Origin of the sequence: Staphylococcus sp. FSL W8-0305 (genome assembly GCF_037966415.1) — a bacterium.
GTDB classification, from domain to species: domain Bacteria; phylum Bacillota; class Bacilli; order Staphylococcales; family Staphylococcaceae; genus Staphylococcus; species Staphylococcus aureus.
The window spans coordinates 1286992-1309400 of record NZ_CP150198.1; the positions used below are offsets into that span (position 1 = coordinate 1286992).

General features: G+C 32.2%; 22 protein-coding genes. 7 read left to right on the top strand and 15 right to left on the bottom strand.

Annotation, left to right across the window (positions count from 1 at the left end; all coding sequences use genetic code 11):
- Window positions 1-336 precede the first annotated feature (336 nt).
- The 3 genes from NST10_RS06350 to saeS are packed head-to-tail and all read left to right on the top strand — an operon-like array spanning window position 337 to window position 2526.
- Window positions 337-810 (top strand): DoxX family protein, encoded by a 474-nt coding sequence (locus tag NST10_RS06350; protein ID WP_001037807.1) that lies wholly within the window; start codon window positions 337-339, stop codon window positions 808-810.
- Complete coding sequence (gene saeR / locus NST10_RS06355) at window positions 785-1471, top strand: response regulator transcription factor SaeR (RefSeq protein ID WP_000149344.1); 687 nt, start codon at window positions 785-787, stop codon at window positions 1469-1471. Before NST10_RS06350 ends, saeR begins: the two co-directional genes overlap by 26 nt.
- Window positions 1471-2526, top strand: a complete 1056-nt coding sequence (saeS, locus tag NST10_RS06360; protein ID WP_000244416.1) for a two-component system sensor histidine kinase SaeS — start codon at window positions 1471-1473, stop codon at window positions 2524-2526. Before saeR ends, saeS begins: the two co-directional genes overlap by 1 nt.
- 71 nt (window positions 2527-2597) lie before the next feature.
- Here saeS and csbB read toward each other — a convergent pair whose 3' ends face one another.
- From csbB to norA, 10 genes are all read right to left on the bottom strand, one after another.
- Window positions 2598-3581 carry a lipoteichoic acid-specific glycosylation protein CsbB gene (gene csbB, locus NST10_RS06365; RefSeq protein WP_000702776.1) on the bottom strand — a complete coding sequence of 328 codons (984 nt, stop codon included), beginning with the start codon at window positions 3579-3581 and terminating at the stop codon, window positions 2598-2600.
- Between the two features lie 131 nt (window positions 3582-3712).
- Window positions 3713-4552, bottom strand: coding sequence for an aldo/keto reductase (locus tag NST10_RS06370; RefSeq protein WP_000931237.1), 840 nt, complete (start codon window positions 4550-4552; stop codon window positions 3713-3715).
- A 213-nt stretch (window positions 4553-4765) separates the two neighbouring features.
- A complete protein-coding gene (locus NST10_RS06375) occupies window positions 4766-6115 on the bottom strand; it encodes a hemolysin family protein (protein ID WP_000450253.1) in 1350 nt (449 codons plus the stop codon).
- Between the two features lie 220 nt (window positions 6116-6335).
- Complete coding sequence (gene nagA / locus NST10_RS06380) at window positions 6336-7517, bottom strand: N-acetylglucosamine-6-phosphate deacetylase (RefSeq protein WP_001292237.1); 1182 nt, start codon at window positions 7515-7517, stop codon at window positions 6336-6338.
- 302 nt (window positions 7518-7819) lie between these two features.
- A complete protein-coding gene (locus NST10_RS06385; protein ID WP_001266540.1) occupies window positions 7820-9778 on the bottom strand; it encodes a fructose-specific PTS transporter subunit EIIC in 1959 nt (652 codons plus the stop codon).
- 5 nt (window positions 9779-9783) lie between these two features.
- Window positions 9784-10704 carry a 1-phosphofructokinase gene (pfkB, locus tag NST10_RS06390; protein ID WP_000640738.1) on the bottom strand — a complete coding sequence of 307 codons (921 nt, stop codon included), beginning with the start codon at window positions 10702-10704 and terminating at the stop codon, window positions 9784-9786.
- Window positions 10701-11465 carry a DeoR/GlpR family DNA-binding transcription regulator gene (locus NST10_RS06395; protein ID WP_001574605.1) on the bottom strand — a complete coding sequence of 255 codons (765 nt, stop codon included), beginning with the start codon at window positions 11463-11465 and terminating at the stop codon, window positions 10701-10703. Before NST10_RS06395 ends, pfkB begins: the two co-directional genes overlap by 4 nt.
- Before the next feature lie 249 nt (window positions 11466-11714).
- Window positions 11715-12197, bottom strand: coding sequence for a Cys-tRNA(Pro) deacylase (gene ybaK / locus NST10_RS06400; RefSeq protein ID WP_001107240.1), 483 nt, complete (start codon window positions 12195-12197; stop codon window positions 11715-11717).
- 173 nt (window positions 12198-12370) lie between these two features.
- Window positions 12371-12823: a hypothetical protein gene (locus NST10_RS06405; protein WP_000216727.1), complete on the bottom strand. Its 453-nt coding sequence runs from the start codon at window positions 12821-12823 to the stop codon at window positions 12371-12373.
- A 296-nt stretch (window positions 12824-13119) separates the two neighbouring features.
- The gene (gene norA / locus NST10_RS06410) at window positions 13120-14286 is read right to left on the bottom strand and encodes a multidrug efflux MFS transporter NorA (RefSeq protein ID WP_001041284.1); all 1167 of its coding nucleotides are present in this window, start codon (window positions 14284-14286) and stop codon (window positions 13120-13122) included.
- Window positions 14287-14495: 209 nt separating this feature from the next.
- Here norA and NST10_RS06415 point away from each other — a divergent pair, with 209 nt between their 5' ends.
- From NST10_RS06415 to NST10_RS06425, 3 genes are all read left to right on the top strand, one after another.
- Window positions 14496-14918 carry a PPC domain-containing DNA-binding protein gene (locus NST10_RS06415; protein ID WP_000776010.1) on the top strand — a complete coding sequence of 141 codons (423 nt, stop codon included), beginning with the start codon at window positions 14496-14498 and terminating at the stop codon, window positions 14916-14918.
- 186 nt (window positions 14919-15104) lie between these two features.
- Window positions 15105-15722, top strand: coding sequence for a DUF1361 domain-containing protein (locus tag NST10_RS06420; RefSeq protein ID WP_001191871.1), 618 nt, complete (start codon window positions 15105-15107; stop codon window positions 15720-15722).
- Entirely contained in the window at window positions 15719-16003 is a 285-nt protein-coding gene (locus tag NST10_RS06425; RefSeq protein ID WP_000154465.1) for a hypothetical protein, read from the top strand. The genes NST10_RS06420 and NST10_RS06425 overlap by 4 nt, the downstream gene beginning before the upstream one ends.
- A 154-nt stretch (window positions 16004-16157) precedes the next feature.
- Here the strand turns inward: NST10_RS06425 and NST10_RS06430 are convergent, their stop codons facing one another.
- From NST10_RS06430 to NST10_RS06450, 5 genes are all read right to left on the bottom strand, one after another.
- Window positions 16158-17531, bottom strand: a complete 1374-nt coding sequence (locus NST10_RS06430; RefSeq protein ID WP_000952030.1) for a deoxyribodipyrimidine photo-lyase — start codon at window positions 17529-17531, stop codon at window positions 16158-16160.
- A gap of 85 nt (window positions 17532-17616) precedes the next feature.
- Window positions 17617-19170 carry a DASS family sodium-coupled anion symporter gene (locus NST10_RS06435; protein ID WP_000005632.1) on the bottom strand — a complete coding sequence of 518 codons (1554 nt, stop codon included), beginning with the start codon at window positions 19168-19170 and terminating at the stop codon, window positions 17617-17619.
- A gap of 282 nt (window positions 19171-19452) precedes the next feature.
- The gene (locus tag NST10_RS06440; RefSeq protein WP_000180420.1) at window positions 19453-19740 is read right to left on the bottom strand and encodes a hypothetical protein; all 288 of its coding nucleotides are present in this window, start codon (window positions 19738-19740) and stop codon (window positions 19453-19455) included.
- Between the two features lie 34 nt (window positions 19741-19774).
- A complete protein-coding gene (locus tag NST10_RS06445; RefSeq protein WP_000435104.1) occupies window positions 19775-20683 on the bottom strand; it encodes an aldo/keto reductase family oxidoreductase in 909 nt (302 codons plus the stop codon).
- Between the two features lie 102 nt (window positions 20684-20785).
- Entirely contained in the window at window positions 20786-21712 is a 927-nt protein-coding gene (locus NST10_RS06450; protein ID WP_000794424.1) for a GTP-binding protein, read from the bottom strand.
- Between the two features lie 226 nt (window positions 21713-21938).
- Here NST10_RS06450 and mgrA point away from each other — a divergent pair, with 226 nt between their 5' ends.
- The gene (gene mgrA / locus NST10_RS06455; RefSeq protein WP_001283444.1) at window positions 21939-22382 is read left to right on the top strand and encodes an HTH-type transcriptional regulator MgrA; all 444 of its coding nucleotides are present in this window, start codon (window positions 21939-21941) and stop codon (window positions 22380-22382) included.
- Window positions 22383-22409: the final 27 nt, after the last annotated feature.

Sequence of the window (22409 nt, forward strand, 5' to 3'; positions counted from 1 at the left end):
TTCTGAGTTAAACTTTTATTTACAACATACTATTACTATACATTACAAATTTTAAAAATATACATTACACTCATTACTCAATGGAAAGCGTATGATTTCACAGCCCCCCTAGCTTGTAGAAATCATACTTTCCTTTTTTCAATATATATACAACTATTAAATCCCATAAGATTGTAGAGCACATAAGTAAATTTTTTTAGAGCTTGAGGTTTGTTTAGCTTAAGCAACCCATGAGCTCAAACACTTCCTGTTCACATAACACTACAAATCACATTATGTTGCTAAATCTTATGTTTATATAAATTACACACAATAAATAGAAAGAATGTGAACATCATGAATAAATTATTGCTACTCGTTACATTTATCATTCGTGTGGGTTCAGGTATTGTTATGTTAATGCAAGGTTACGAAAAATTAACGGGCGGATTTACGCTGAAAGGTTTAGTACCAGTCATCGCTAACAATACTGATTCACCAGAGTGGTATAAGTGGTTTTTCGCAAATATAGTTGCACATACGACGTCATTATTTGATATTGTTGTCCCACTCGGAGAGATTGCAATTGGATTAGGTTTAATTTTTGGAGTTTTTGCATATGCTGCTAGTTTCTTTGGAGCCTTTGTTATGATAAATTATATCTTAGCAGATATGATATTTACGTATCCTCTTCAATTAACTTTCTTTATCCTTTTATTAATGAGTCACTCATTGTTAAAACAGATTTCACTTAAAGAAATCATTAATTACTTTAGAGGTCGTAAGAACAGAGGTGAAAAAATAGATGACCCACTTACTGATCGTGGATGATGAACAAGACATTGTAGACATTTGTCAAACCTATTTTGAATATGAAGGTTACAAAGTAACAACGACAACTAGCGGTAAAGAAGCAATTTCTTTACTATCAAATGATATTGATATCATGGTACTTGATATCATGATGCCAGAAGTTAATGGTTACGACATTGTCAAAGAAATGAAAAGGCAAAAATTAGATATCCCCTTTATCTATTTAACTGCCAAAACACAAGAACATGATACCATTTACGCCTTAACTTTAGGTGCAGATGACTATGTCAAAAAACCATTTAGTCCAAGGGAACTCGTTTTACGTATTAATAATTTACTTACAAGAATGAAGAAATACCATCATCAACCAGTTGAACAACTGTCATTTGATGAATTAACACTTATTAACTTAAGTAAAGTTGTGACTGTAAATGGTCATGAAGTCCCTATGCGTATTAAGGAATTTGAGTTATTGTGGTATTTAGCTTCTAGAGAAAATGAAGTTATTTCTAAATCAGAATTACTTGAAAAAGTTTGGGGATATGACTATTACGAAGATGCTAATACCGTGAATGTCCATATACACCGTATTAGAGAAAAATTAGAAAAAGAGAGCTTTACAACATATACCATCACAACTGTATGGGGATTAGGATATAAATTTGAAAGGAGCCGATAATGGTGTTATCAATTAGAAGTCAAATCATTATTGGCGTCGTATCGAGTATACTATTAACTTCAACTATTTTAGCAATTGCATATATTTTAATGTGGTTTAACGGCCATATGACACTAACTTTGACCTTAACGACAATAATTACAAGCTGTTTAACCTTATTAATATGTAGTATTTTTATTAATCCACTTATACAAAAAATTAAGCAGTTTAATATAAAAACTAAGCAATTTGCTAACGGAAATTACGCAAGCAATGATAAAACGTTTAATTCACCAAAAGAAATTTATGAATTAAATCAATCTTTTAATAAAATGGCTTCTGAAATTACGCAACAAATGAATCAAATTAAATCCGAACAACAAGAAAAAACAGAACTGATTCAAAACTTAGCCCATGATTTAAAAACACCTTTAGCAAGCATTATTTCATATTCTGAAGGACTACGTGATGGTATAATCACAAAGGATCATGAGATTAAAGAGTCATACGACATATTAATTAAACAAGCAAACAGATTATCAACATTATTTGATGATATGACTCATATTATCACTTTAAATACAGGTAAAACATATCCCCCAGAATTAATACAACTAGACCAATTACTTGTATCAATATTGCAACCATATGAGCAACGCATCAAACATGAAAACCGCACATTAGAAGTGAATTTCTGTAGCGAAATTGATGCATTTTATCAATATCGAACGCCACTTGAGCGTATTTTAACAAACTTACTTGATAATGCGCTAAAATTTTCAAATGTTGGTAGTCGCATTGATATTAATATTAGTGAAAACAAAGATCAAGATACTATCGACATTGCTATTAGCGATGAAGGTATTGGCATTATACCAGAACTACAAGAACGTATATTCGAACGTACATTCAGAGTAGAAAACTCTCGTAATACAAAAACGGGTGGTTCTGGATTAGGCTTATATATAGCTAATGAACTCGCGCAACAAAATAACGCAAAAATCAGTGTAAGCAGTGATATAGATGTAGGAACTACGATGACTGTAACATTACACAAATTAGACATTACGACATAATCCGATTTATTTATAAAATAAACTGCAAAGACTAAAAAGAAGCTCCCATTAATGAGGGCTTCTTTTTTTGTTTATTTAGAATAAACTTTATGGGTATCCTTCTCATCATTTTCAATACTTGAAAGATTTGTAGCTTGAATAATGTATTTAGGACGTGCCTTAACTTCATAATATATCCTGCCAATATATTCACCTACAACACCAATTGAAATTAACTGTATGCCGCCTAATAATAAAATAGCTGCAATCGTTGAAAAATATCCTGGGATATTAACACCAGAAATCATAATATTGATGAATAAATAGATAATATATAACACGCTTATTGAAAAAATAAATAAGCCAAGATATATCATCATTCTCAAAGGTTTACTATTAAAGGAAATCAATCCATCAATACCATAATTAAATAACTTTTTAAAGGACCATTTAGATTCTCCTTTTTGTCTCGCAACATTTTGATACGTAAACACTTTAGTATTATATCCTATCCATTCAAATAACCCTTTTGAAAATCGATTATATTCTTCAAGTGATGCAATGGATTTAACAGCTCTTTGGCTTAAAAGTCTAAAATCACCAACACCATCATCAAATTGTACTTCTTCTACAAAGCAATTAACTAACTTATAGTACAAATGGCTTAATGTTTTGCGACTAAAATTTTCACCACTTCTATCACGCTTTGCAATCACTTGATCATAGCCTTCCATAAAACCTTCAACCATTTTCGGAATATATTCAGGTGGATGTTGCAAATCACAATCTATCATGATGACTGCATCAAATTCAGTACTATGCTGGTAACCTGCAATCATAGCTGCTTCTTTTCCAAAATTTCTACTAAAAGAAATAAAGCTGACATGTCTATCTATTGTGGCAAGATGTTGCATTTCATCTATAGTGGTATCCGTACTACCATCATCTATGAAAAGCATATTATAATCATAGCCTTTCACACTACTATCTTGTGAAAGTATTTCAGTTAATTGTTGATGTGTTTGTGTAATGACTTCCCCTTCATTAAAACAAGGAATGACGACTCTAATTTTCATCTATGTCCATCCTTTTTATTTAAAAGATTTTGAATGTACCTGAGTATTGTTTTATCAAATAGTAAAAACCAACTCATTTATTTTAATGTACACATTAAAAGGCATTCATAAACGTAAAATTTAACATCCAGTTATTTTAAATCCCCAATTTTCACATCATCTGGATTTTTACCTTGTCTTGCATTTCTATTTAAAGCATCAATTTCAGCTACTTCTGTTAATTCTAAATTAAAATCTAAAATATCTATATTTTCTTGAATGCGTTTAGGTGTCTGAGATTTTGGAATAATAATTCTATTGTGTGCTAAATGCCAACGCAATACAACTTGTGCTGGTGTTTTATGATATTTTTCAGCAATTTTAACAATGACAGGGTCGTCTAGTAGTCCTCTATTTCTCATCAAAGGCATCCATGCAGTCACTTTAATATCGTGACGATCACAAAATTCTTGTAATTCTTGTTGGTTAAAATATGGATGTACCTCAATTTGATTCACCATTGGTTTGATACTTGATTGAGCCATTAATTTTTCTAGATGATGAACATTAAAATTACATACACCTATTGCTTTTACCTTACCTTGCTCGTAAAGTTCTTCCATAGCTTTATATGTTTCTAAAAATAGACCATCTGCTTCACAAGGCCAATGTATTAGAAATAAATCAAGATAATCAGTTTGTAAATTTTCAATCGATTTGTTGAAATATTCGAATGTTTTCTCATAACCTTGATAGTCATTCCATAACTTCGTTGTTATAAACAAATCTTCTCTATCGACGCCATTATCCTTTAATGCTCGTCCTAGTGAAGCCTCATTATCATAAAAGTATGCTGTATCAAACGCTCTATAGCCTGCGTCAATTGCAGCATTTACAACTTTAGTCATATCTTCGTCAGAAATTTTATAAACACCTAACCCAACTGAAGGCATCGGGTATCCATTATTTAATATTTGTATCTCATTCAACATCTTTATATCTCTCCAATCTATGTATCTTTTATATCTTTACATTACCCTAAATTTTTCAACAAACTCAATTAATACGAATTATCGCTTTCAATAAAAAATATTCATTAAAGATATTGAGTTCCAATACTATTTTCACTTTTCATTAATTTTAGTCAAAAAAATAACCAACCAAAAATGAATTAAATCATTCTTAGTTGGTTTATATATTATTATCTATTCTGATTTTTCATCTTCATCAGACTGTCCGATAGTAGGTCTCGGTTCATTAAATTCATAGTTTAACATTACCCAAATAATTTGGTGGTTATCGATTTCTGAAACAACCCAGCGATCATACGTTGTATCCACGTAATCATCTTTTTGTAAGTTTGTATTGCGAGATTGTAACCATCCACCTATCGTATCAATATCCTCAGAGTCATCAAATTCTATACCGAACTCTTCAGTTAAATCATCCAATAGTACTCTACCATTTACTTGGAATGTCTTATTATCAATTTTAACGATATCATTCACTTCATCATCATCAAATTCATCACGAATTTCCCCAACGATTTCTTCTAAAATATCTTCCATCGTTAAAATACCTGCCGTTCCACCATATTCATCTATAATAAGACTCATATGTACATGCTCACGTTGCATTCTAATTAATGCATCACTGATACGTGTTGTCTCTGAAATCATTGGCAACTCGTGTATATAGTTTGCTATTTTAATCGTTTTTCCAGAAGCATATTCAGTTAAAAATTCTTTAACGTTGATAAATCCTTTAATGTGGTCTTTATCACCATCATCAGTAATTGGATAACGTGTAAATTGATGTTCTTTTATTGTATCAAGTAATTCGTCTACATTAAAAGGTTCATTTAGTGTAATCATTTGCGTTCTAGGTACCATTATATCTTTTGCATGTCTTTCATCGAATGAAAAGATATTTTGCATATATGCCAATTCAGTTTGGTTGATTTCTCCACCATTATAACTATTGTTAATAATAATTTTGATTTCTTCTTCTGACATTGCATCAGTTTGGGCATCAGGATTTACACCAAACATTCTAATAATAACACGTGCAGAACCATTCATCAGCCAAATCAATGGTTTCATAATGTTACCGAAATAGAACAATGGTCTTGCATATACTAAAGCAAGCTTTTCAGTATGTTGAATCGCTATAGATTTAGGCGCTAATTCACCAAGTACTACATGCAAATACGTAACGATTATAAATGATACTGCAAACGAAATCGTCGTCGTTAATGCAGTTGGTAAATTGATTGCTTCAAATATCGGGTGTAATAGCTTTTCAAACGTTGGTTCACCAAGCCAACCTAACCCTAAAGATGTTACAGTTATACCTAACTGACAAGCAGAAAGATAATAATCTAGATTAGCAATCATCTTTTTTACTATTTTAGCAGGTTTATTTCCTTCATCTGCTAGCTGTTCAATTCTTGTTGCTCTAATTTTTACTAATGCAAATTCTGAACCAACAAATACTGTGGTTAATGCAATTAATAGAATAAATATAATCAAACTAATTATGGTCGAAGTTTCCAATTAATTCCCTATTTCTAGGGATTCACCTCCATGTTATATGTGTCACTCATGGGTAACACGCATTCAAATTTATCACTATGACTTAAATTACAACTACATGTTATCGCCTTCCCATTTAGACACCCCCAGAAAAAAATGTTATTGCCTCTATTTTATCATAATATAAAGTGCTTATGTTAACAGATTAAATCTATTGCATACATTTAATTATGATTATCTATTAGCTAAATGTGTGAACCTTACCTTGTTTTATTGTAGATTTTACATTCATGTCATCATCTAGAATAACAAGATCTGCATCCTTATTTACTTTAATACTACCTTTTCTATCATCGATACCTAATGCAATGGCTTGATTTAAACTTGTTACACGCCATAAATGATCTAATGTATCACCTGTAAATGATATTAAGTTACGTAACCCATGATTCATTTTTAAAATACTACCAGCAAGTGCACCATTTGTAAGACGTGCTTGTTGCGATTGAACAGTTACTTTTTGACCACCCAAATCATATTCTCCTTCAGGCATACCTTTTGCACGCATTGCATCGGTAATTAAATAAAAACGTTCATTACCTTTCATACGGTAAGCAATTGCAACCGATGCCGGATGAGAATGTGTGCCATCAACAATCATTTCGGTATGTAAAGCATCATTCAACCATGCTGCTCCAAAAACACCTGGTTCTCTATGTTGGAATGACGTCGCTGCATTATATAAATGCGTGACATGTTTAGCTCCTCGCTCAGCAGCTTCAACTGCTTCTTCGTATGTTGCCACTGTATGACCAATTGAAAAAATAATGTCATCTTTATACGTTTCAAGCGCTTCTTTTGCACCTTCAACTTCAGGTGCAAACGTCATAATCTTTATTAGTCCGTTAGCAGTCTCTTGAAAATGTTTAATTTTATCGATAAATGGGCGTACAACGTATTGCGGATGTTGAGCACCAACTTTATTTTCAGATATAAATGGCCCTTCCAAATGTATACCTACAATTTCCGCTGCATTGTGAACATCTTGCTCCACTTCATATTTAGCAATATTTATAAGTGCTTTATCTATTTTATCAGTCGATTGCGTCATTGTAGTGGCCAAGTACGATGTCGTCCCTTCAGACAACAAATTTTCGGATAGATATTTTAAGCCATCGTATGACCCATCCATTGCATCCTGTCCATAACCACCATGAATATGTATATCGATAAAACCTGGTAATACATGATGACCTTTTGCATCAATCACTTGAATTTTATTTGTCGTATCATTATCAATCGCTGCTTTATCATCCACTTCTCCAATTGCAACAATCTGTCCATCTTTCACATGAATGTAACCATTATCGATTTTGTCATCTTCAGTATAAACTTTGCCGTTATATATAATTAATTCTGACACGTATAAACCCTTCTTTATTTATAAATTTTCACTTTAAGACACTCATATTTTACTATATCTGCTTCGTTTGGCATAACTTTTTGCAAAAACTTTAAAAACTATATTTATTTTTGTAATGACTACATTCACATACTAAAAATTAAAAACACCTTCGCATCCATTCATAAAAACTGAATTAATGGAAGGTGTTTTAATAGTTTTATATAAACTACCGTTAACACGATATATTAAATTAACATACATTCAATCGACTGACAAATTGATGTAACGTCATTTCTAACAATCATTTTAAATCATAAAAGTTATTCGTCCATTGATTTTGAAGCTTCGATTTCTGTTTCAGTTAACTTTGGTTTAATAAGTCCATAAATTAATGCTGAAACTAATGTACCTACTACAAGTGCAATAAGTGTTTGTAGTAAATGTGCACCATCCGTACCAACAATTACGATAATACCACCGTGTGGCGCAGTAATTCGAGAACCTAAACCTAAAGCGATTGCGCCACCTATACCTGACCCAATCATCATTGAAGGGATAACACGTAATGGATCGGCAGCCGCGAATGGGATCGCACCTTCTGTAATAAACGACATACCCATCACATAGTTAGGGATAATTGAACCACGTTGTTCTTTTGTAAATTTACGTCTGAAAATTAACATCGCTGTCGCAATTGCTAACGGTGGAATCATACCACCAATCATTGCAGCTGTAATTGGTGCTGCATTACCTTCAATCAACGCACCTGTTGCAAAAACATATGCCGCTTTGTTGAATGGACCGCCCATATCAATCGCCATCATAGCGCCAATGACTAAACCTAATAATACAATATTAGAACCTGATAAATTATTTAATCCATCTAATAATAAATGATTTAACCAAGATGCTGGTGGATTAAAGACATAAATCATCAATAAGCCTGTAGCTGTCACTGTTAATAATGGGTAAATTAATGTTGGTTTTAATCCTTCTAATGCTTGTGGTAACTTACGTGTCATCACTTTAACACCTTGTGTTAAGTAACCTGCTAAGAAACCTGCAATAATACCACCAATAAATCCTGAACCACCTGAAATTGCTAACATACCACCTACAAGACCTGAAGCGAATCCAGGTTTATCCGCAATACTACGTGCAATGAATCCAGATAAAATTGGAATGATTAACGCGAATGCACTTTTACTACCAATGTTCCAAAGCTGCTCTGCAAACGCATTGTACTCTGAGCTTTTTGGATCAAATGAGTTTGCACCAAATAAAAACACGATTGCCATTAAAATACCACCAGATATTACAAGTGGCAACATGTTAGAAACACCGTTCATTAAGTGTTTATAGAAAGCTTTACCTGGGCTTAATTTTTCTTGACTGTCATTTGAGTTACCTTTTCTTTGACCATCACGGGCAACAAAAGGTTTACGACTTGTATCTAATGCTTTATTAATTAATTCTTCTGGGCGTTTAATACCATCTGCTACTGGTACTTCTACGACATTTTTACCATCGAAGCGATCCGTCTCAACATGAACATCAGCAGCAACAATGATACCTGTTGCATTTTTAATATCTTGTTCCGTTAAATGGTTTTTAATACCACTTGAACCGTTCGTTTCAACTTTAATTTTAATGCCCATTTTATCCGCTTGCTTTTTCAATGCATCACGTGCCATATATGTGTGTGCAATACCTGTTGGACAAGCAGTTACAGCTAATACATATGGCTCGTTAGATTGTTTAGATGATTGTTCTGCAGTTGCAACTTGTTGTGCTTCAGCTTCTGCCTCTTCTTCTTTTGTCGCTTCATCATCAGCATGATCAATAATTGCTAACACTTCTTCTGGAGACGATGCATGTAATAATTTTTCACGTACATTTTCATCCATTAAAATACCAGACAACTTAGCTAAAGCATCTAGATGTGTTTGTGCGCCACCTTCTGGCGCTGCAATCATAAAGAATAAGTGTGCTGGTTGCATATCCAAACTTTGATAATCTACGCCTACTTTAGATTTACCAAATGCAATAGCTGGTGACTTAACTGCGGCCACTTTGGCATGTGGAATAGCAATACCTTCACCGATACCAGTTGTACTTTGTGATTCTCGATTGTGAATCGCTTCCTTAAATGACGCGATATCACTTAATTTACCTGCTTTGTCTAATTGATTTACTAACTCATCAATAACACCATTTTTGTCATTTGCCATTAAATCCATTGCTATCGTATCTTTTGTTAATAACTCTGTTACTCTCATTATTTTCACTCCCCATCAAGTACGCAAATCGTAACTTGTGATTTTATTTTTTCTATAGCATCCCGTGTTGCTAAGTCCTCATCAAATGCCGTGGCAGTACCGCATGCGACTGCTTGTTGAAATGCTTTTTCAATCGATAAACCTGAAGCAATTCCAGCCACCATGCCTGCAACTGTACTATCACCAGAGCCAACTGTATTAACCACTTTCCCTTGTGGATTAACTGCTTTAATACTGATTTCTTTATCAATATAAATAGCACCATCACCGCCAAGTGAGACAATAACAGATTGCGCACCTTTATCAACTAACAAACGACCATATTTAATAACATCTGCGTCTGAGTTCACTGTTGTATTAAACATCACTTCTAATTCATCTTTATTAGGTTTAATAAATAGTGGATGATATGGTAAAACGCTTTCAGCTAATTCTTTTTCAGCGTCGACTACTAATTTAGCACCTGTCTGTGCTGTAATTTGTGCAATTTGTGCATACGCATCGCTTGGAATACTACTTGGTACACTTCCAGCAACAATAACTATATCTTCGCTTGTTGTATTTTTAATTTGTTGCAACAGTTGTTCAAATTGTGTTGACGTTATATGAGGACCCGGTGCATTGATTTCTGTTTCTTGTCCTGTTTTTAATTTCACATTAATACGTGTATCTTCATCAACTTCAATAAAATTCGATTGAATTGCACTGTTATTTAATGTATCTATAATGAATTTCCCAGGAAATCCACCTGCAAATCCCAAAGCAGTTGACTCAACATCCAATGTCTTTAAAACACGTGAGACATTAATACCTTTTCCCCCAGCGAATTTATATGTTGCTGTTGCTCTGTTCAAACCATCAATTTTAAAATCATTCGTAAAAATGACATAGTCAATTGAAGGGTTGAAAGTCACTGTATAAATCATAAAGTCCCTCCTATAAAGTGATACTTTTGTTTGTATTCTTTTAACGATTCTTGATTTAATGCTTTTTCAGATGTGATGATTGTCGTACTTTCTAGCAAAGGTACACGAGCAAAATATACTTTATTAAACTTAGAATGATCTATAAGTACAAATGATTGATTGGCTAATGACATTGCTGTTTGTTTAACTAATGCCTCTTGCTCATCGGGAGTAGTTAATCCAAGTTCAATATCTAATCCATTCATCCCGATAAAAGCTTTATCGAAACAATATCGTCTTAATATCTCCATGGCACTTGAACCAATCGTAGCAAGTGTATTTTCTTTAACTTGACCACCTAGCATAATTGTTTTAATACCTTTTTTAAGTAAAGCTTCTACATGTGTTAAACCATTGGTTACCACAATGATATCTTTCGCTTGAATATATTTAATTAGCTCCAATGTAGATGAACCAGCATCGATAAATAAGCATTCATTATCGTTGATTTGATTAGCTGCTATTTTAGCAATCATTTTCTTTTCATCGAGATTAGTTGCTAATTTTTCAGTTAAATTCGCCTCAACCATACGATTTTCTTTTAACATTGCACCACCATGCACACGTTGTAATTTCCCTAATTGTTGTAGTTTAGATAAATCTCTTCGTATTGTTGAAGCACTGCAGCCAGTTCGATCTATTAATTCTTGTAAAGTCAAAAAATCTTTGTGCGAAAGTTCTTCTAATATTAACTCGTGTCTTTTTTCTGTAATTATCATCATCACCCCATCTCACTCTGTATTATAATGAGTACGCTTTCACTTTTCAATCATAAATTACCAAAAACAATCACAAACAATCAAATTGTGACGATAAAATTACATTTTTATGTTCAAATACTCAATTATCATGACTGTTTATGATCGTAAAATGCTATTTCAATCAAAAAGGAGTGTAACAGAAATGAATTTTATAAAAATTTCATCTCTGTCGCACTCCTAATCTTGCCCCATACTTTTTGTTGTTATTAATCATTCATGGATAACTGCTCCAATTTTCCCTTTAGTTATTGTAATCAAATCCTCAACAGCTATCGTGATTTGCATTGTTCGAAGCCCACCACTCACACTGATATGACTATAATTTTCACAGGATTTGTCAACGACTGTTGGAAACAATGTTTTCATACCAACAGGTGAACACCCACCACGAATGTATCCCGTTACATTTTTTAAATTATCTAAAGGCATAAGTTGCAATTTCTTCTCTCCAACCATAGCAGCTGCCTTTTTCATATCTAAAGTTTCACTTACTGGGATAACAAATACAAAATGTTCATGTTTTGCATTTTCTAGAACAAGTGTTTTAAATACTGTTTTAACATTTGCTTGTATGAGTTCTGCGACTTCTTGGCCAGATAAATGTTCTTCTGGTACCTCAAAGCTATGAACTTCGTATTTAATTTTTGCACGATCAAGCATACGCATCGCGTTAGTTTTCTTATTTTTAGCCATTTCAACACCTCATTTATACTTCTTCAGAACTATATTAACATTTTAAAATACATTACGGATTGGTTGATTTTGACATAACATTTACATCATTTTATAAGTTGATTTCACCTTTTTAAATTAAAATATTGCAAAATAAAAACAGTATATCCAATTAGAATACACTGTTCCATCTATTATTTCGTTATTATGCCTTGATTTGAAATACTTACATGTTGCTTACTCGTTGAATTATCATTGGAATAAACATAATTATATCCATGATTTGTCTTAGAAATTCTTTCTAAACCATAATTATCATTGATATGCTTATCTGCATAACGATCAGCAATAACTTGGCACTCTTGTTCGTTAAAAGAATTTGATTTATTTGCATTCACACGATGCTTAAAATGATTTTGCTTTTTCACATTTTCATTCACTTCAGATGCTTTAGCAGTATGAATATTGAGAATATCCATTTTCTTTTTATAAGTATCTTCAGTTGATACATTTATCGCGTTAAGCGTATTAATCGTTTTATGTACCTTAGCAAGCGCATCTTCATTTGTTGCTAATATTAATAAACCAATTAAACAAACGGTTAATATTACAGCAACAAAGCCTAAAAATAAATTTTTTACTGTCATCCCCTTACCCACATTTCCTTACTCATTTTTTATCATCTTAACACATTAACGTTAATGAATTAGGTATGTGGATTGCAATTTAAAAAGAATGTAATATTTGTAACATGTTTATTACTCAAAATCATTTTTTGTTACATATAACATTTAAATATAAAGACTAAAACATTTAAAAGTTTTTAATCTTTATAAATTTAAAGCATCGACTTTTCTTCACTATAATTGTAAGAAAATCGATGCTTATTTTGAAATGCTTTAGTTGTCGAAATACATTAATCGAATGACAACCATGTGCGATATTACAAATCTTGTTGTTTTAACTTAGCTCTATGTTGCTTTTCAATTAAAACAATAACAACACCTGCTAATGACACACCTATAGCCATATAAATTGGTGCTTCAATGTGTACATCAAATAACGCACCTGCGATTAAAGGACCTATGAAATTACCCATACTAGTGAATGTCGAGTTTAACCCACCTGCAAATCCCTGTCTATCACCAGCAATATTTGAGAAATAATTTGTAATAGCAGGTCTTATCATATCGAACCCGATAAAGACAACAAAGCTAATTACCATAATTGTCCAGTAACCATCGGCAATAACTAATAGCACTAATACAATAACTGAATATATTAATGACCATGCAATAAATGTTAACTCAGAGAAGTATTTCATAAATTTATCAAAGAAATAAATTTGGAAAAGTGCACCAAAGATACCGCCACCCGTAATCGCAATCGAAATATCTTTAGGTGAATAATTTACTTTATACGATGTATATAAAGAATACAGTGTTTCAAATGCCGATAAACCGAACGCTAAGACGAGCGTTAAAATTGCTGGCGTAATAAAGACTTTCCAATTAATTTTTGTTAATAATTGGGGCTCAAGTTTTTGGAAGCCGCTTGTCGTAGACTTTTTCGGATCATGAATCAATACAACTGACATTATGAAAGCTAAAATGCCTAATGCACCTGCAAAATAAAATGGCATACGATGTGAAACTTCTGCCATAAATCCACCAATCCCTGGTCCTAAAATGAATCCAGAATTGATAATCGCTGACATGTAGCCAAAGTTTTTTGCTTTTTGATGGCTTGGTGAAACATCTGCAATCAAACCTGTCACACCCGGCATTACCATACCAGCACTCATACCACCAATCACTCTCGATAACATCAATACCGAAAAATTGTGGCCAACTGCAAACATAAATTCTGACACTGAGAATAAAATTAACCCTATACATATAATTAATTTCTTCCCTAATTTGTCAGCTAGCGTACCACCAAACGGCGATATAATCATTTGAGATAACGCAAAAGCAGCAACAAGTAACCCTAAATCACTACCAGTTAATCCCAAATCTTTTAAATAAACAGGCAAGACTGGTATTACTAAACCGATACCTAAAAAAATCAAGAAAATATTAAAATATAAGACAAAAATCTGTTTATTCATATGCTCACCTCTTTTTTCTCCATGTCATTCTTAAATCTGTTATTCTTCTTTTCCACGACAAATTGCAATTCATGCTAAATATTCGTAAAAAGTTTCTATATTGTATTACAACATTGCTACATTTGACAATATTTTTTTCTTTGTAATTATCACTATTTTCCATTTAATTGTATAATTAATGACATATTAAAATAAAGGGGATTGATCATATGAAATTGCAAAAAAGTAATCATACTATACTACTAGTGTTAGAAAAAGGAGAAGATATCGTTGAATGTATAACAAACTTTGCAGATGACCAAGACTTAACATTTACATCTGTCAGCGGCATTGGTGCATGTGATGACGTCGTTTTAAAATTTTTCAATTTAACAACGAAACAATATGAAGAAAAACATATTACTGAGCCACTAGAATTGACGAGCTTATTAGGTAATATTTCTCGTCTAGATAATGGACATTTTGCACATTTGCATGCTACTTTCGGTACTCAATCATATGAAACTTTTAGCGGACATCTCGCTAAAGCAATTGTTTCTGCAACTGCTGAAATCATTCTTACTGTAACTGATTGGGACATTCAACGTTCATTCAACGATGCAGTCGGTTTAAATTTACTTGATCTTCAATAGCACTTTACTTTTTAGTTGAATCAAATTTTATTACAAGTTATCATAAGTGCTTAATCATAAATGCATTCTCGTTTATTAATATACTTCAACGAGTTAAATTAAATTTTTAATTAGGACTTGAATGCGTTTATAACTATCACATTTGAATGAATAACTTTTTTCATTAGAAAGTAGTGTTTATTATTGATGCAATCTCGATACATCGCTAGAATTTACTTTTTAATATTATTTATCGTCTCCCTTTTTGAGACTAAAATTTTTCAATTTATGACTTTAAATTTGTTTTTAGCATATATACCTTTTGAGCTTAGTCTATTATTACGATTATTCAAACCGAATAAAAAGTATGAATGGCCACTCTTTATCATATATAGTTTTATATTTGTGTTACTTTTACCAAATACATTTTATATGGTAACTGATTTAATCCATTTGAACCAATTTCAATTCAACTTTTACGCAGGACTAAATTTAGGTGAGTGGAAATACTTTACCTATTTACTGCTTGGTGTCTTCTTAGCGGTTTATGTGATGATTTTAATCTATTTTGAAATACTAACATTGACTTCTCACCGTTGGCTTAATAGATTAATTGTTGTCGTACTAATGTTTTTAAATGGATTCGGAATTTATATTGGTCGTTTCTTACGCTTACATTCCGTTTATTTCTTTAATGAACCCTTACATGTTCTAAATCACATTCTAGAAAGTCTAACGCTTAAAACTGCTATGTTTGTATGTTTTATGGTTGTGATGCAAGCAGCAATTCTATTATTTGGAAAAGGAGTGCGTTTGAACAAGTGACAATAAATATAATCGTTTTAATAGTATCTATCATTGTCTTTCAATTGATTATTGGACACATATGGCATGATATTGGTTTAAGTTATTTAAGAAGTATCTTACTCATGATGCTACCATTTGGACTAGGTGTATTTATACAACAAGTGTCGTATTACGAACGACAATATCCTAAATGGCAAGTGCCTCAAAACATAAAAGTTAGATTGAAATATATCTATCTCGCTACATTTTTAGAGTATGTCGTACTATACCTCACTTTATTTACGGACATACTAAGATAACACCAAATTAATAAGAAAACTAAATACAACTTATATATTTGAGCAAAGCCAATTTCTATCACATCAATAATAGAAATTGGCTTATTTATATTGCTTAAGAACTTTAAATTCTGCTCCAGATTTTACTCATGCCTGATCTATCAATTCAGCCGAATTAGTCTAGCGCTTTAAATGCAGCTAAAACTTGTGTACGTTTTTCTTGATGATCTACCATTTGTCTTGGATAATGACGACCTAATTCAATCCCCAGTTCAAAAAGGTTGGACTCATTGCGTTGTGTATCATGCAAATATTTAGCATCAATTTGATTAAAAATCGGAAGATATGTTTTGATATACAAAGCTTTAGGATCAAAGCGTTCACTCTGTCTTATTGGATTAAACATTCTAAAATACGGCACTGCATCCGTACCTGTAGAAGCAGACCATTGCCATCCATGAATATTTGATGCTGCATCATAGTCAATAAGGTGCTTTCTAAAGAATTTTTCTCCCCATGTCCAATCTATAAATAAATCTTTGGTTAAAAATTGCGACACAACCATTCTCATTCGATTGTGCATAAAACCAGTTTGTGTCAATTCCATTATTGCTGCATCAATGATTGGAAATCCTGTTTGCCCTTCGCACCATGCATTAAAATCCGCTTCATTTTGCGACCATTTTATCTGTCGATATTTAGATTTGAAAGCTTGGTATGAGGTTTCTGGATACTGTGTCATTAACACATAATAAAATTCTCTAAAAATGAGTTCACGTATAAATGCTTCATAGTTTGCCTCATCCTCATCATAACGCGCCAATAAATCATTAAAAATTTCAATAATATCTAATAATCCATATGCTAAAGCAACACTTAGCTGACTTGTTAACACTTCAGGTAAATAGTCTCTTCCGCTTTCGTAATTCTGTATATCTTGATCTAAAAAATGTTGCCATTTATTCTGTTCAATTATTTGTGAGGATCCAAATGCTATGTCATCAAACACTAAATCATCAGGTGATGCAATGACGAAGTCTTCGAATGATTTTAAATCATAGTGATATACGTCTCTATGCCTCAAGTAAGGTCGCCATTTTTTAGAGAAACTAGTAAAAACTTTGTATGGCTCCCCTTGTTGATTCATTGTTTTACTCGCTTTAAAGTAATGATTCCCACGTATCAAAGTAACGGCAATGCGTGCTTCATTGAATAAAGAGCGTTGATGTAAAATATCATATTCTTCAAGGTGATAACTCATAATATCACCTGCAATCACTACTTCAGAGATATTGTTTTCTTTACAAAATGAAATGATATCGTCATAAGACATGACATAAGGTGTGAGCTTTTCTGCGTGCAACGATTGGTAAAAGCGCTGCAAAGTACCGCGATAAAACTGTGCTTTCAAATCAGAAGCTGAAGACATGTCCTCTTCCGGAATGATAAAATAACATGCATCAATGTCTTCTTTTTGTTGATAAATATATTCAAATAATGGATTGTGTTCCATTCGAAACATTCGATTTAATAACACAGCTATTGCCATAAACAAAACACCCTTCAATTATCTTTTTATTTTATTAAACTTTTTGTCACTTTAAAATAACCTAGATTCTTATTTATATTTTAAATTAAAGCAAACCTAACCATTTCCAATAAGTCATACTAAAAACTATCACTAGAATATACCCTACAATTGTCAATGGTATACCTGTCTTCAAGAAATCTTTCACAGTAAAAGTACCAGTGCCATAAGCCAACATATTTTGAGGTGCACTAACAGGTAATAAGAAACCAAAACTAATAACAAATTGTTGAATTAAAACAAATCCTATAGACTGGTCTCCTAAGTGTAACGTAGAGGTTAGCGAAATAAAAACAGGTATTAACGCTGATGATAAACTTGTTGCACTCGCAAAGCCCAAATGAATCAATATATTAAAAAGCGTGATAAGTGCAATTGTCGCGATAATAGGTAAATGTTTTAAACCTAAAACACCAAAAGTTTGATCACTTAACCATTGAGCTGCTCCTGTTTTCAAAAGAACGTTACCTAGTGAAATACCTACACCAAACACGATAATTGTTCCCCATGGTATTTTATTTTCAACATGTTTCCATGTCATGACACCAATTTTCGGCATTAACATAACACCTAAAGCAATAATAGTAATGGATGCAGAGTCAATCGGATGTAATACTTTTTCAGTTGACCAAAACAGTAATAATAACATCGATATAACAATTAAACGCCATTCACGTGCGCTAACGGGGCCAAGTTTATGCAATTCTTCTTTTATTAAATCTTTGCCACCTTCTATTGTATTAATTTCTGGAGGCATCACTTTAATCATGATGAAATATAAAGCTATAGACATAACTATGGACCAAGGCGCTGCATATAAGAACCACTCGCCCCATGAAACATCAAATCCTAATTGATGGTTTATAAAATTAATCGCTACGATATTTTGTGCTGCCGCCGTTTTGATACCAATATTCCAAATTGACACAGCTTGTACTGAAGTAATTATTAATAAAGACGCTAACTTGCTATCTTTAGAAACTTTAAATGCTGCAATCATACCCAGCAAGATTGGTACAACTGCCCCTGCTCTAGCTGTTGCAGAAGGAACGAAAAATGCAAGTACAATTGAAACAATAATTGCTCCAATAACTATATTTCTAGTTTTATTACCAACAATTGATAGCACTAAAAGAGCTAGTCTTTTATGCAAATTCGTTTCTTGCATAGCAGCAGCCAAAAATAATGCGGCTGCAACGAGAGCTACAGCTGATGTTGCAAATCCACTAAATGCTAATGATAATGCATGATTTGTTCCTAGAAGATCACTTCCAGCTAAAACAGCACTGCCACTTTTCGGATTACCTAGCTTCTCCCCTAAATTTTGAACTGGACTAAATCCTAAAAGTAATATCATTAAACCAATAATTAAAGTTGCTGACACCGGATATGATACAGCTTCCGTTACCCACATAATAACTGCAAAAGCTAAAATAGCTAGTACTGCCTTAGCCATTATTGGCAGACTTGAAGGTGCCGGGAGTAATAGTACAACTATAAGTATTATAAAACTCATAACAATCCAAAATGGCTTGTATTGCTTTTTTGTCTTTTCTTTCTTTTGTTGTTCATGTTTAACTACCTTTTTTACTTCTGACATAACAGTCACCCCTTTGTTTAATCTTAATTTAATTATAACAATTTTTATAAACATCCTTTTTTGATTTATGCAAAATACACAAATTTATCGAAATATTTTGTAAATAATATTGCTAGGTGATGAGTTATCTCGGTTAATTACAAAACGATATCTAGGTTTAAATATTAGATCATAAAAAAACTATCTACTGAATATCCTCATAGCATCATTTTTCTAAGCAAAAGTTAAACTTAGTTAGATAAAATGCAAATGAGATTATTGTAGATAGTCTCTTTTTAATATTTAAAAATGATTAATGCCATAAACATAAATAATTCCAAAGAATGCCGCGCCACTAAGCACTGTTAATATAAGACTTAGTAACAATGTGCGTTTATAATGTTTAATAAATGCTATGAACAAAATGACTACATTATACGCAAAGAAAAGTCCGAATAATGTCATTGTTATTTTCAAATCAGAATAGAAAATATTTAATAGTAATACAATGACTGCATAAATTACATACGGAATAACTATAAATTTGCGTTCAAATCTTAATTGTTCGAAACGTTTATCTTCGTTTGTCATGATATGCTCCTTTATGATTTAAAAGTAAATAAGTTTACGGAATATCTTGTCCGATAATAGCGGTGTAAATGTCAAACCACGACTGATCATCTAAATTAAGTTGCAGCCCTTCGATTGCTTGATCAATACGCTTTAACTGACTTGTTCCAAGTATCGGCATGATACGATGCGGTATTTTTACTAACCATGCTATCATCACAGCTGTGTCACTCACACCATATTTGTCAGCTATTGATTGAATAACTTTCATAATACGTTGCGCTTTAATATCTTCCTTGTCGAAAATTTTACCGCCTGCAAAAGGACTCCAAGCCATGATTTGAACATGGTTTTGATACATTGAATCCATTGTTCCATCTTGTAAACTATCAACGTGATATGGCGATAATTCTAATTGATTGATGCTAATATGTAGTCTTTCTTTCATAATATATTGATTTAACAATTGGTATTGTGAATGATTAAAATTCGACACCCCGAATGACTTCAACTTACCTTGTTTAACAAGTTTAGTTAATGCATCAGCAACTTGTTCTGGATCCATCAATGGTGAAGGACGATGAATGAGTAGACTATCTAAATAATCTACATTCAAATTGATTAATGACTGTTCAACAGATTTCACGATGTGCTTACTACTCAAATCATAACGATGTCCATTTGTAAAATCAAATTGCTTAGAAGGCAAAATGATACCACATTTCGTAACAATTTGAATTTTATTTCTTAATTCGGGTGATAAATCCAAAGCATTACCAAACAGTGATTCACATTGATAATCCCCATAAATATCAGCATGATCCATCGTTGTAATCCCACGTTCAACTAATTCATTTATAAAATAATTTAACTCTTTCGCAGTCATCTTCCATTCATTTGCACGCCAAAAACCTTGTACAAGCCTAGAAAAATGAACATAGTGATTAATCATTATTTGTTCCATATCTCATCCACTCCATCCCTCAATGTCACAAAATATTCACAATAAAAGTATTAAGAAATTAATGTGCTATTTCCGTTAAATTGAAACAACACATTTTCTGATTTACGTAAATTGTAGCATATCCAATTGATTACGTATGTGATTTGTATCTAAAGTTTCACCAATAATAACAATCGTTAATGGTAATTGCATGCCAATTATTCCATAATCTGGTAAACCATAAGCATATTGAAATTCATAAATTGCATTTGGTTGATCTCTAAATGATACATAACCTTTCAAACGTAGAACAGATTCCGATAATTTCATTATAAATTGATAAAACAATTGACGATCAATCGGACCTGTAAATGTGTAAGTCATACTTTTAATCCCATGATGATGGTGATGATGCGACGATATCTCTCTGTCTTTACCAGGTAAGTCCAATTCTTCCAACGAAACTTGTCCATAGGTTGTTTTATAAGTTGGAATACTTGCACAAATCAAACTTAATTGCTTATCAATTTTCTCAATACTGTCATCAGTTACAAGATCAATTTTATTAATAATAATCATGTCACTTAGTTTCAACTGATCTTCCATCAGCGAAACTGTATTTTCGGTATATTGATGACGTTCCAAAAATCGAGTCGCATCTAATACACCATAAATAATTGGCTTTTCAAAGAAATTAACGATTTGCGGATCTTGACATGCAACTAGTAATTCTAAAGGATGCGCAATGCCTGTCGCTTCTATGATGACATGATTAACGTCCCCTTTTAAAGCAATGGCTTTTAGTTCATAGACAAGTTCTTGTTTAAGATCGCAACAAACACAACCATTAATCAATGAATGGACTTCAATTTCATTTGAAATACTATTGCTATCGATATCAACAGTACCGAATTCATTCATGATGATTTTAATTTTCTCATCATTTTTTAATAATTCACTAATATAATGTGTCAGTAACGTGGTTTTACCACTACCCAAAAATCCGTTAATTATGGATATTCTTATTTTTTCATCTTTATTATTTTTCATTTTATATTCTCTTTTCTATTACAGTTATTTTTAAAAATGATAACATATATATTAAATTATCTTTTTGCTTGATTTAATCAAAAATATCTTCTAAACTTTAAACATACTTTAATTTTAGCATGGCATTGAATCAAAGAAAGTTGTGAATTAATAAACAATCAACTTTTTAATGATTACCAATCCGAAAAGAGAAAAAAACGGATAGTATGTCTGGAGGAGAACTTTAATGTCTGATCAACATAATTTAAAAGAACAGCTATGCTTTAGTTTGTACAATGCTCAAAGACAAGTTAATCGCTACTACTCTAACAAAGTTTTTAAGAAGTACAATCTAACATACCCACAATTTCTTGTCTTAACTATTTTATGGGATGAATCTCCTGTAAACGTCAAGAAAGTCGTAACTGAATTAGCACTCGATACTGGTACAGTATCACCATTATTAAAACGAATGGAACAAGTAGACTTAATTAAGCGTGAACGTTCCGAAGTCGATCAACGTGAAGTATTTATTCACTTGACTGACAAAAGTGAAACTATTAGACCAGAATTAAGTAATGCATCTGACAAAGTCGCTTCAGCTTCTTCTTTATCTCAAGATGAAGTTAAAGAACTTAATCGCTTATTAGGTAAAGTCATTCATGCATTTGATGAAACAAAGGAAAAATAATTAACTTTTGTCATGACAATTAAAGTA